A 10,819-nucleotide genomic window follows, 5' to 3' on the forward strand; every position below is an offset into this window, starting at 1 on the left:
AACCATGGCCGCACAGAAACAGGATTTGCTTGCAGGCTCCGTGAAGGATGCCGCCGTGGGCGCGCTGGTCGCATTCGGCCTGTTCGCCATGATGATCGGCATGAAGACCGAGGTCGATGTCGGCGGACTGGCCATCGAGTATCGCTGGGGCGCGGTTGCCATGGCGGTTGCCGTGGTCTTCGTCGGCCGGCTTCTGCTCAATCTCTTCGTCTGGAAGAGCGAAAAACCGGTCACCGGGCTGCTCGGCGGCCTCATGCCGACGCAGTCGTCCTTCTCGAAGGTGTCGCATCTGATCACGCCGCTGCTCTTCGTGCTGGCGGTCGTGCTGCCCTTCCTGCTGATGTATTTCCTCGGCACCCGCGGATCGCGCCAGTATCTCGATCTGGCGATCCTGGTGACGACCTACGTCATGCTCGGCTGGGGCCTGAACATCGTGGTCGGCCTCGCCGGCCTGCTCGACCTTGGCTATGTCGCCTTCTACGCGGTCGGTGCCTATTCCTATGCGCTGCTTGCCCAGAACTTCGGCTTCTCCTTCTGGATCTGCCTGCCGCTGGCCGGCATCCTGTCGGCCTTCTGGGGCATCATCCTGGGCTTCCCGGTGCTGCGGCTGAGGGGTGACTACCTCGCCATCGTGACGCTTGCCTTCGGCGAGATCATCCGTGTGGTGCTGCTCAACTGGTACGAGTTCACCGGCGGTCCGGACGGGCTGTCGGGCATTCCGCGCCCCAGCTTCTTCGGGCTGGAGTTCGAGCGGGGCGAGGGCGGCTTCGCGGCCTTCTTCGGGCTCGACTACAGCTCCATCCACCGCATCATCTTCCTTTACTACCTGATCCTGATCCTCGCGCTGATCACCAACATCGTGACGATGCGGCTGCGCAAGCTGCCGGTGGGCCGGGCCTGGGAAGCACTGCGCGAGGACGAGATCGCCTGCCGCTCGCTTGGCATCAACACCACGCATACCAAGCTGACCGCCTTTGCCATCGGCGCCATGTTCGGCGGCTTTGCCGGGTCGTTCTTCGCGACGCGCCAGGGCTTCATCTCGCCGGAGAGCTTCACCTTCATCGAGTCCGCCGTGATCCTGGCGATCGTCGTGCTCGGCGGCCTCGGGTCGCAGGTCGGCGTCGTCATTGCCGCGGTGGTGATGATCGGCGGCTTCGAGTTCTTCCGACAGTTCGAGGAGTACCGCATGCTCGTCTTCGGCCTGCTCATGGTGGTGATCATGGTGTGGAAGCCGCGCGGCCTGATCTCGACCCGGACGCCCTCCATCGCGCTCGACAAGCGCAAGGCCAAGGGCATTTCCGCCGATATGGTTCAGGAGGGCCACGGATGACCCGCTGGAACGACGACGCAGTCCTTCGCATCGAGCATGTGACCATGCGCTTCGGCGGCCTGGTTGCGGTGAACGATCTCTCCTTCAATGTCGGGCGCGGCGATATCACCGCCCTGATCGGCCCCAACGGTGCCGGCAAGACCACGGTCTTCAACTGCGCCACCGGCTTCTACAAGCCGACCGAGGGGCGGATCGTGATGATGCGCAAGTCGGGCGAGCACTATCTGCTCGAGCGCATGCCGGACTTCAAGATCTCGGCGCATGCCGGTGTGGCGCGCACCTTCCAGAACATCCGCCTGTTCGGCGGCATGACGCTGCTGGAGAACCTGATGGTTGCCCAGCACAATCCGCTGATGGTCGCCTCCAACTTCACCGTCGGCGGGCTTCTCGGGATTGGCGGGTTCCGCAAGGCGGAGGCGGAAGCGGTTGAGCGCGCCCGCTACTGGCTGGACCGCACCTCCCTGCTCGACCGGGCGGACGATCCCGCCGCCGACCTGCCCTATGGCGCGCAGCGGCGGCTGGAGATCGCGCGGGCGATGTGCACCTCGCCGGAGCTGCTTTGCCTCGACGAGCCGGCGGCGGGCCTCAACCCGCGGGAAAGCGCGGAGCTCAACACGCTCCTGCATTTCATCCGCGACGAGCATGCGACTTCGGTGCTCCTGATCGAGCACGACATGTCGGTGGTCATGGAAATCTCCGACCACGTGATCGTGCTCGACTACGGCGAGAAGATCTCCGACGGCACGCCGGACGAGGTCAAGAACGATCCGAAGGTGATTGCGGCCTATCTCGGCGTTGCCGATGACGAGGTCGACCAGGTGGAAGAAGAGGTGGGCCTGTGAGCGAGAATCAACTCCTTCTCCAGGTTCGCGGGGTCGAGACCTATTACGGCAAGATCGTCGCCCTGCGCGGCGTCGACCTTGACGTCCACGAGGGCGAGATCGTCACCCTGATCGGCGCCAACGGTGCCGGCAAGTCGACCCTGATGATGACGATCTGCGGCACGCCGCAGGCGCGCACCGGAACGGTGGTCTACAAGGGCATCGACATCACCCGCATGCCGACCCACGAGATCATGCGCATGGACATCGCCCAGTCCCCGGAGGGGCGGCGCATCTTCCCGCGCATGTCGGTGCTGGAAAATCTCCAGATGGGGGCGGCCGTCGTCGACCCGAAGCATTTTGCCGGCGATCTCGAGAAGGTCTTCACCCTGTTCCCGAGGCTCAAGGAGCGGCGGGAACAGCGCGGCGGGACGCTGTCGGGCGGCGAACAGCAGATGCTGGCCATCGCCCGGGCGCTGATGGGCCGGCCGCGGCTTCTGCTTCTCGACGAGCCGTCGCTCGGCCTGGCGCCGCTGATCGTCAAGCAGATCTTCGATGCCATCGCCGAACTCAACCGTACCGAGGGGCTGACCGTCTTCCTCGTCGAGCAGAACGCGTATCATGCGCTGAAGCTCGCCCATCGCGGCTACGTCATGGTCAATGGCGTGATCACGATGTCCGGGACAGGCAAGGAGCTCCTGTCCCGCGAGGAGGTCAAGGCGGCCTATCTCGAGGGCGGACGCCACTGATGCCGAGGCCGCCGGTCACGGCGGTGGGGATTGTTTCATCGCCATTTGCGGGGGGGGCGTTCCTCCCCGTACGGCGGAAACCTAAGGAGGTCCTGATGGGATTCCTCTACGATACGAGCCTTGCGGGTTTCATTATCCTGACGTTGCTGCTTGGCAGCGCCGCGGCATGGTCCACCGGGCGTGCCTGCGCGCTCACCTGGCGACCGCTGCCGGTGCTGATCTGGTTCGCCTTCCTGCTGTCGGTCGTGGTCCGCTTCCTCGGCTTTGCGCTTTATGGCGGAACACTGCTTTCGATCCAGCACTGGCTGGTTGCCTTCGTCTGGCTCGCGGGTGTCGCCCTTGTCGGATGGCGGGTGACGCGCACGGCGCAGATGACCAGCCAGTATCGCTGGCTCTACGAGAAAACGAGCCCGTTCGGCTGGCGACTTCGTCCCGGTGCGGATGACAGCATCGTCAATTAGGGCAGGGGTTTAACGGGAGGGGACGGTTTCTCTCCCGGAGGAATCCGAAACACTCGACTTTGTTCGAAAAGGCGATAGTGTTTCGGTACATGGCGGCGCCGGAAGGGGCCGTCGGCGGGCGCAAAGCCCGCGACCAGAGTGGTCCAGCACCCGGTCCGGGGTGGGTCGGGAAAGCATCTGGAACAGGGGAGAGTATCTTATGAAGAAGCTTCTTTTGGCGAGCGTTGCCACCGTCTTTGGCATGGGGCTTTCGAGCGCCGCGCTGGCGGATATCGTGATCGCCACCGCCGGTCCGATGACCGGCCAGTATGCGTCCTTCGGTGCGCAGATGAAGGCCGGCGCCGAGCAGGCCATCGAGGACATCAACGCGGCTGGCGGCATCAACGGCGAGAAGCTCGTGCTTCAGGTCGGTGACGATGCCTGCGATCCGAAGCAGGCCGTTGCGGTTGCCAACCAGTTCGTCGGCTCGGGCGTCGTCTTCGTCGCCGGCCACTTCTGCTCGGGTTCGTCGATCCCGGCCAGCCAGGTCTATGCGGAAGAGGGTATCGTCCAGATCTCTCCCGCCTCGACCAACCCGAAGTTCACCGACGAGCGCCCCGGTCCGGGCACGTTCCGCACCTGCGGCCGTGACGACCAGCAGGGCCAGGTCGCCGGTGCCTTCCTTGCCGAGAAGTTCGCCGACAAGAACATCGCGGTCATTCACGACAAGACCGCCTATGGCAAGGGTCTTGCCGACGAGACCAAGAAGTACATGAACGAGGCGGGCAAGCAGGAGACCCTCTACGAGGCCTATACGGCTGGCGAGAAGGACTACACCGCGCTCGTTTCCAAGCTGAAGGCCGAAAACATCGGCGTGCTCTATGTCGGCGGCTATCACACCGAAGCCGGCCTCATCAAGCGCCAGATGGCCGAGCAGGGCATGGACACCATCCTCGTTTCGGGCGACGCGCTTGTCACCGACGAGTACTGGTCGATCACCGGCGATGTCGGTGCCGGCACGCTGATGACGTTCTCGCCGGATCCGCGCAAGAACGAAGTCGCCAAGCCGGTCGTGGATGCGCTCGAGGCCGCAGGCCGTACGGCCGAGGGCTATTCGCTCTACACCTACGCCGCGATCCAGGCCTGGGCCGAGTCCGTGAAGGCTGCCGGTTCGACCGATTTCGACGCCGTCGTGGCGAAGCTCAACGAGGGTGAGTTCGCGACCGTCCTCGGCAACCTGTCCTTCGACGACAAGGGCGACGTGACCCTGCCGGGTTACGTGTTCTACGAGTGGAAGGACGGCACCTACGACTACCTGCAGTAATCGCTGGCAGGCAGTTTGCCGAAGCTGAATACGCCCCGTCCGGCCTTGCCGGGCGGGGTTTTTCGTGGGAGCGGGCTGTGCTGCCGCCGGCCCCCCGTAAACCTTAACGCGTAACCTTGTTGCGCGAATCCCGGTGCCGGGGACCGCGAACCCCTTCCCGTTGGTGCGGTATTGCGTAAACTTTCCGTAAACCAACCATCGGGCGGGCGCACGGATGAACAGGGTAATCTGGGCAATGGTCGCCATCTACCTGGCGATCGGACTGGCCTTCTGGAGCCACGCGGCAGCCGCCGCGCCGGAGGTCGTTTCCTTTTCCGACGCCCGTTTCGCGCCCGGCACCATCGTCGTGCGCAACAGCGAGAAGCGCCTTTATCTCGTCCAGCGCGGCGGCACGGCGCTGCGTTACCCGGTCGCCGTCGGCAAGCGCGGCAAGGCGTGGACCGGACGCACCTTCATTCGCGGCATGCATGTGCGCCCGGCCTGGTCGCCGCCCGCCGTGGTCAAGCGCGACCTGCCGCATCTTCCGGCCGTCATCCCCGGGGGCGCCCCGAACAACCCGATGGGCGTGGCCGCCATGACGCTGGCCGGCGGCGAATTCGCCATTCACGGCACCAATCGCCCAGGCTCCATCGGCCGCGCCGTGTCCTACGGTTGCATCCGCATGCAGAACCGCGACATCGCCGACCTGTTTCGCCGGGTGAACGTGCGCACGCCGGTCGTCGCGGTGAACTGACCGCCGGCCCCGGGGGCGTGCCGCGTCCGCGTCCCGGAAAAGCGCAATTTTCAACCCTCCAGCGTCTTCTTCCGATTGCGCGGGCCAACGATATCTGGTCCTCTCCCATCATCCTGAGGTTGTGTGCAGCAGTCTGTCGCGTCGGTGGCGATCGCCAGCCGTATCTCGGGCGGCCATCCGAGGGGCGGAAATGCCGGAGCGGGGGAGCGCGGAATGCTTGCAGGACTGCGAAGCACGATTCACAGCCAGGACGGGGAGGACGGGCTTCTTGAAGCCCTGTTCGCTCGCATCGGCGGCAAACCGGGCTATTTTGTCGAGTTCGGCGCCTGGGACGGACGCTTCAACAGCAACACGTTTCATCTCTATGAATCGCTCGGCTGGACGGGATGCTACATCGAGGGCGATGCGGAGAGGTTCAAGGACCTGCTCGGCAATGTCGATCCTGAGCGGATCGAGGCGCTCAACGTGTTCGTCATGCCGAAAGGCGGCAACTCGCTCGACGCGATCCTTTCCGGCACCCGTTGCCCGAAGGAATTCGATGTCCTGTCGATCGACATCGATTCCGATGACCATGCCATCTGGAAGGGGTTCACCGGCTATCGTCCGAAGATCGTGATCATCGAGTACAATCCGACCATTCCGAATTCTTCAGACTACGTCCAGCCGCCCGGCAGTCATATCGGCAATTCCGCCGGCGCTCTCTACAAGCTTGGCCGCGTGAAGGGGTACGACCTCATCGACGCGACAAAGACCAACCTGATCTTCTGCCGGACCGACCTGCTCGACACGTTCGGAGTGACGGCCGTCGACCTTGCCACCGCGCGCCCGGATGTCGGTCATGTCTTCTTCGGCTATGACGGGTCGGTACAGGTGACCGGTCGAATGACCTCGCATCCCTGGACAGGAAAGTCGCTGCATACGACGGTGACGGGGCAGGAACCGAGCCTGTCGGAAATCCGCAAGTTGCTCAGCCGCAAACTGCGCCGCGTCATGCGCGGGTTGCGCGCGAAGGCGACATCCCGGGCCGGCTGACTGCCGGCGACGAGGGTTGCAGATGCGCGCGTGACAGGGCCGGTGTCGCCTCGGTCGCCGGGGCGGAAACGAGCATCCTGCCGGCGTCCTGAACGGCCGCGCCCATTGCAAGCAGGATCGCGGTTGCAAGAACACAAGCGACCGCCGCAGGCAAGATCCCGCCTGCCGATCTGCTTGACTGTACCGTCCGTTCCGTCAATTTCATCGTCATCTCCGGCGTCCGTCGAACCTTGCGCATTGTCCGGGAGAACGCATAAGATAAGCTTTGGGTTCCACGTTCCTATACTTCAGATGAATGTCGAGGCCGGCAATTTCAAGGCAGGCTCCAGCCGGGAATGTGGCACTTCGGCAAGAAACCGGCTGTTCGACGCCGGTTTTTGATGATGCACTCTTCCTGACTTGATCCGAAAAACGGGGGACGCGGGATGCTCGGAGCCCTGACACTCATCCTGTGCTGCCAGCTTGCCGGCGAGCTTCTTGTCGAGGCCGCCGGCCTGCCTGTGCCGGGACCGGTCGTCGGCATGGTGCTGCTGTTTGTCTGGCTGGTGCTGCGCAAGGGCGCGGACACGGACCTGGCGGCGGTGGCAGACGCGCTGCTGCGCAACATGGCCCTTCTGTTTGTTCCCGCAGGCGTCGGCGTCGTCCTTCATCTCGGCCTGCTCGGGCGCGAGGGCATCGCCATTTCGACGGCGCTCGTCGTGTCGACGCTCGCCACCGTCGCGGTCACGGCGCTTGTGATGCAATGGAGCCTGCGCGGCTCGGGCGGGGGGAACGCTGCGACTGGCCAGGACGGCGGGGAGGGCAAGCAATGAGCGCTCCGCTTGAGCAGATCTGGGTCTATCTCTCGGCAAGCCCGCTTGCCGCGCTGACAGTGACGCTCATCGCCTACCAGGCCGGTTTCGCGCTCTACCGGCGGTCCGGATATCATCCGCTCGTCAATCCGGTCCTGATCGCGGTCGCGATCATCGCCGGCCTGCTGATTGCCGGCGACATCGACTATTCGGTCTATTTCGACGGCGCCCAGTTCGTGCATTTCCTGCTCGGGCCGGCGACCGTGGCGCTTGCCATTCCGCTCTACCGGCAGATCGAGCGGGTTCGCCGTTCGGCCCTGGCGATCATCGTCAGCCTCCTGGCGGGGTCCGCCTTCGCGGCCGTGTCCGCTGTCGGCATCGCCGCGCTGCTCGGGGCATCGGACGCGACGCTCGCTTCGCTGGCACCGAAGTCGGCCACGGCACCGGTCGCCATGGGCATTGCCAGTTCGCTCGGCGGGTTGCCGTCGCTCACCGCTGTCCTGGTCATTCTCACCGGCATTCTGGGAGCCGCGCTCGGGCCCCTGGTCCTCGACCTTGTGCGGGTAAAGGACTGGCGCGCGCGCGGTTTTGCCATCGGCGTCGCCGCCCATGGCATCGGTACGTCGCGCGCGCTCCTGGTGAACGAGACGGCGGGTGCCTTTTCCGGTCTTGCGATGGGACTGAACGCGGTGGCGACCGCGTTGCTGGTGCCGCTTGTCTGGCGTCTTTTCCAGTAAAGGCGGCCGAGAGGGATCAGCCCGCCGCCTTCAGCCAGTGGCGCGGATCGACCGATCCGTCCGGCCGGGCGCTGCCGGAGAGCGCGCGGCAAAGGTCCTCGACCTTGTCGAGCGAGTGCACCGAGCGGAATTCGTCGACATGCGGCAGCATCGCCCGGACCCCCTTGGCCCGCGCCTGGAAGCCGTCGAACCGCAGCAGCGGGTTCAACCAGACCAGCCGCCGGCAGGAGCGGTGCAGCCGGTCGATCTCGCGGGCGAGATCCTCGTCGGTGTCGCGCTCCAGCCCGTCGGTGACGAGCAGAACGATCGGCCCCCCCGACATCACCCGGCGCGACCATTTCCGGTTGAACTCGGCAAGCGCCGTGGCGATCCGGGTTCCGCCGGACCAGTCCTCGACGCCGTCGGTGCAGGCGATCAGCGCCTCGTCCGGGTCCTTCATCCTCAGTTGCCTGGTGACGTTGGTCAGCCTCGTGCCGAACAGGAAGGTGTGGACGTTGCGCCGTTCCTCCGTCAGCGCATGCAGGAAATGCAGCAGGATGCGGGTGTACTGGCTCATCGAGCCGGAGATGTCGCAGAGCGCAACGATCGGCGGCCGGCGCATGTCGGCACGCTTGTGGCGCAGGTCGATCATGTCGCCACCGGTTCTCAGCGAGGCGCGCAGCGTCCGGCGCGGGTCGATACGGCCACGCGGCGCGGCGACGAAGCGGCGCAGGCGCACCTTCTCCAGCGGCATCGCCATGCGCTGCAATGCAGATTTGGCGGCGCGGATTTCCTCCGCGTTCATCTGGGCGAAGTCCTTGCGCTGAAGCAGCTCGCGGCCCGATACGGTCAGCCGTGCGTCGATCTCCAGTTCCTCGCGCTCCTGGGTGCTCTGCCGGTCGCGGGTTGCCTGGAAGGCCTGCGCGACGCGCGTCTGGCCGGCCTTCGGCTTTTCGGCCTCGCCGCGCGGCGGGGCGACGGGGGAGAGGATGGACAGGAGCTTCTCGACCAGCCCGCGCGACTTCCAGTAGATGCGGAAGGCTTCGTCGAAGACGATGCGGTGCTCGCGCTTGCGCACGAAGACGGCGTGCAGCGTCCAGTAGAGATCGTCGCGGTTGCGGATCCCGGCAAGCTCGACGGCACGCACCGCATCGACCACGCTTGCCGGTCCCACCGGCATGCCGGCTCGGCGCAGGGTGCGGGCGAAATGCACGATGTTCTCGGTGATGCGCCCGGCGGAAGCGCCGTTGCCGCCCGCGATGCCGCCTGCCTGGTCGGCCATCCGGGCTACTCCGTCTCCGGTCCGGCGCGTTCCATGTCGCGGCGGATCTCGTCGATCATCTGGCGCGCGCGCGAGCCCCGTACCCGGTCGATGTCGTCCTGGTATTTCAGCAGCACGCCAAGCGTGTCGGAAACCATGTCGGGGTCCAGCGCGATCTCGTTCAGTTCGGTGAGCGCGGTGGCCCAGTCGAGCGTTTCGGCAACGCCCGGCTGCTTGAACAGGTCCTCATCGGTGCGCAGCTTCTGCACGAAGGCGACAAGCTCGGCCGTCAGCCGCTCGGCGGCACCGGGCACCTTGCGCCGAACGATTTCCAGTTCGCGTTCCGCGTCCGGATAGTCGACCCAGTGATAGAGGCAGCGGCGCTTCAGTGCGTCGTGAATCTCGCGGGTGCGGTTGGTGGTAATGATGACGATGGGCGGCTCCTCGGCGCGGATGGTGCCGAGTTCCGGGATTGTCACCTGGCTGTCCGCCAGAACCTCCAGCAGGAAGGCCTCGAACGCCTCGTCGGCCCGGTCGAGTTCGTCGATCAGCAGCACCGGGGCGCCATTGACCGAAGGTTGCAGGGCTTGCAGGACGGGCCGGCGGATCAGGAAACGTTCGCCGAAGACACTGCGGGAGAGGTCGTCCCGGTCAGTGTCGCCGGAGGCCTCCGACACGCGGATTTCCACCATCTGCGCGGCGTAGTTCCATTCGTAGACGGCGGTGGAGATGTCCAGCCCCTCGTAGCATTGCAGGCGGATCAGGTCGCGCCCCAGCGCCTGCGACAGCACCTTGGCGATCTCCGTCTTGCCGACGCCGGCCTCGCCTTCCAGGAACAGCGGCCGTTTAAGCTTGAGGGCGAGCAGCAGGACGGTGGCGAGCGCGCGGTCGCCGACATAGCCTTCGCCGTCGAGCAGGGCCATGGTGTCGTCGATCGAGGCGGGCAGCGGCGTTGCGGTCATCTGGTCTCCGTGAGCTGTCGTCCTGCTGCCCACCATAGTGCGAGGGCGCATGCCTTGTCAGGTGTCCTAAAGGCCGAGGCACATATGGCAAGCCCTTCCGGAGTGCCTGGCCTGTGACCAGTCATTTCGCCGGGTTAACGTTCTGTTAAGCATAAATTCCGGACACTGTTGGCGGGGGGAGGTTACGGAGGTCCCGATCATGAGATCGTCGGAGTTTTCGCGCCAGCTCGAGGGTTACGGCCTGCTCACGGCCCAGATCCTCTATCACATGCCCGACCATCCGGGTCTGCTGCAGACGTTTCTCTGGCAGACGCTGGACAAGGCCCCGGTCTTTCCGGAGCTCAAGCGGTTCCTGACATTCTGGGAACGCGACATCGACGGAAAACTCCATTCCGTGCGGATCTGTCATCGCGACCTGATCGGGCCATCCGACTGGCGTCTCCTGGACGCCGAATACCCGATCCACTGACGGTCCGGCGCCGGGCGGACCGCTATCGTTTCGGCAGGTCCAGTCCGGCGCCGTCGCGCATGATGGCGCGCGCCTGGGGAGTGAAGTCCGATCCGGTGCCCTCGTGCAGCACAAAGCCGGGCAGCAACCGCAAGGGCGCGCGGCTTGCCCGGATCGCGCGCAGCAGGATGCGGGTCGCCGCCGCTTCCGGT

The 10,819-nt window shown here is 65.3% G+C and carries 12 protein-coding genes; 10 read left to right on the forward strand and 2 right to left on the reverse strand.

All coding sequences use genetic code 11. The annotated features are described in order from the left end of the window. The first annotated feature begins 4 nt into the window (after positions 1–4). From livM to ACN0T5_RS12910, 9 genes are all read left to right on the forward strand, one after another. Complete coding sequence (livM, locus tag ACN0T5_RS12870) at positions 5–1,330, forward strand: high-affinity branched-chain amino acid ABC transporter permease LivM (RefSeq protein WP_417769004.1); 1,326 nt, start codon at positions 5–7, stop codon at positions 1,328–1,330. Further along, positions 1,327–2,172, forward strand: a complete 846-nt coding sequence (locus ACN0T5_RS12875; protein WP_417769005.1) for an ABC transporter ATP-binding protein — start codon at positions 1,327–1,329, stop codon at positions 2,170–2,172. The genes livM and ACN0T5_RS12875 overlap by 4 nt, the downstream gene beginning before the upstream one ends. Continuing rightward, the gene (locus ACN0T5_RS12880) at positions 2,169–2,900 is read left to right on the forward strand and encodes an ABC transporter ATP-binding protein (protein ID WP_417769006.1); all 732 of its coding nucleotides are present in this window, start codon (positions 2,169–2,171) and stop codon (positions 2,898–2,900) included. Before ACN0T5_RS12875 ends, ACN0T5_RS12880 begins: the two co-directional genes overlap by 4 nt. A gap of 92 nt (positions 2,901–2,992) precedes the next feature. Then, positions 2,993–3,361, forward strand: coding sequence for a DUF6867 family protein (locus ACN0T5_RS12885; protein WP_417769014.1), 369 nt, complete (start codon positions 2,993–2,995; stop codon positions 3,359–3,361). 199 nt (positions 3,362–3,560) lie between these two features. Further along, positions 3,561–4,664, forward strand: coding sequence for a branched-chain amino acid ABC transporter substrate-binding protein (locus ACN0T5_RS12890; RefSeq protein WP_417769007.1), 1,104 nt, complete (start codon positions 3,561–3,563; stop codon positions 4,662–4,664). A 235-nt stretch (positions 4,665–4,899) separates the two neighbouring features. Beyond that, positions 4,900–5,397 (forward strand): L,D-transpeptidase, encoded by a 498-nt coding sequence (locus ACN0T5_RS12895; protein ID WP_417769015.1) that lies wholly within the window; start codon positions 4,900–4,902, stop codon positions 5,395–5,397. Between the two features lie 213 nt (positions 5,398–5,610). Further along, positions 5,611–6,429, forward strand: a complete 819-nt coding sequence (locus ACN0T5_RS12900) for a hypothetical protein (RefSeq protein ID WP_417769008.1) — start codon at positions 5,611–5,613, stop codon at positions 6,427–6,429. A gap of 425 nt (positions 6,430–6,854) precedes the next feature. Then, entirely contained in the window at positions 6,855–7,241 is a 387-nt protein-coding gene (locus ACN0T5_RS12905) for a CidA/LrgA family protein (RefSeq protein WP_417769009.1), read from the forward strand. After that, positions 7,238–7,957: an LrgB family protein gene (locus ACN0T5_RS12910; RefSeq protein ID WP_417769010.1), complete on the forward strand. Its 720-nt coding sequence runs from the start codon at positions 7,238–7,240 to the stop codon at positions 7,955–7,957. Before ACN0T5_RS12905 ends, ACN0T5_RS12910 begins: the two co-directional genes overlap by 4 nt. Positions 7,958–7,973: 16 nt before the next feature. Here ACN0T5_RS12910 and ACN0T5_RS12915 read toward each other — a convergent pair whose 3' ends face one another. Then, positions 7,974–9,218, reverse strand: coding sequence for a vWA domain-containing protein (locus tag ACN0T5_RS12915; RefSeq protein WP_417769011.1), 1,245 nt, complete (start codon positions 9,216–9,218; stop codon positions 7,974–7,976). Between the two features lie 5 nt (positions 9,219–9,223). Next, positions 9,224–10,159: an AAA family ATPase gene (locus tag ACN0T5_RS12920; RefSeq protein WP_417769012.1), complete on the reverse strand. Its 936-nt coding sequence runs from the start codon at positions 10,157–10,159 to the stop codon at positions 9,224–9,226. Between the two features lie 199 nt (positions 10,160–10,358). On the opposite strand from ACN0T5_RS12920, the gene ACN0T5_RS12925 reads away from it, so the two are divergent. Further along, the gene (locus ACN0T5_RS12925) at positions 10,359–10,628 is read left to right on the forward strand and encodes an usg protein (RefSeq protein ID WP_417769013.1); all 270 of its coding nucleotides are present in this window, start codon (positions 10,359–10,361) and stop codon (positions 10,626–10,628) included. Positions 10,629–10,819 lie beyond the last annotated feature (191 nt).

The sequence above is a fragment of the Stappia sp. genome, from assembly GCF_048261845.1.
GTDB lineage: Bacteria > Pseudomonadota > Alphaproteobacteria > Rhizobiales > Stappiaceae > Stappia.

Bases quoted from the DNA above. Each gene is read 5' to 3' on its own strand.
- ACN0T5_RS12890 (WP_417769007.1), top strand. From the start codon at position 3,561: ATGAAGAAGCTTCTTTTGGCGAGCGTTGCCACCGTCTTTGGCATGGGG.
- ACN0T5_RS12920 (WP_417769012.1), bottom strand. From the start codon at position 10,159: ATGACCGCAACGCCGCTGCCCGCCTCGATCGACGACACCATGGCCCTG.
- ACN0T5_RS12910 (WP_417769010.1), top strand. From the start codon at position 7,238: ATGAGCGCTCCGCTTGAGCAGATCTGGGTCTATCTCTCGGCAAGCCCG.
- ACN0T5_RS12900 (WP_417769008.1), top strand. From the start codon at position 5,611: ATGCTTGCAGGACTGCGAAGCACGATTCACAGCCAGGACGGGGAGGAC.
- ACN0T5_RS12915 (WP_417769011.1), bottom strand. From the start codon at position 9,218: ATGGCCGACCAGGCAGGCGGCATCGCGGGCGGCAACGGCGCTTCCGCC.
- ACN0T5_RS12875 (WP_417769005.1), top strand. From the start codon at position 1,327: ATGACCCGCTGGAACGACGACGCAGTCCTTCGCATCGAGCATGTGACC.
- ACN0T5_RS12895 (WP_417769015.1), top strand. From the start codon at position 4,900: ATGGTCGCCATCTACCTGGCGATCGGACTGGCCTTCTGGAGCCACGCG.
- ACN0T5_RS12905 (WP_417769009.1), top strand. From the start codon at position 6,855: ATGCTCGGAGCCCTGACACTCATCCTGTGCTGCCAGCTTGCCGGCGAG.
- livM (WP_417769004.1), top strand. From the start codon at position 5: ATGGCCGCACAGAAACAGGATTTGCTTGCAGGCTCCGTGAAGGATGCC.
- ACN0T5_RS12925 (WP_417769013.1), top strand. From the start codon at position 10,359: ATGAGATCGTCGGAGTTTTCGCGCCAGCTCGAGGGTTACGGCCTGCTC.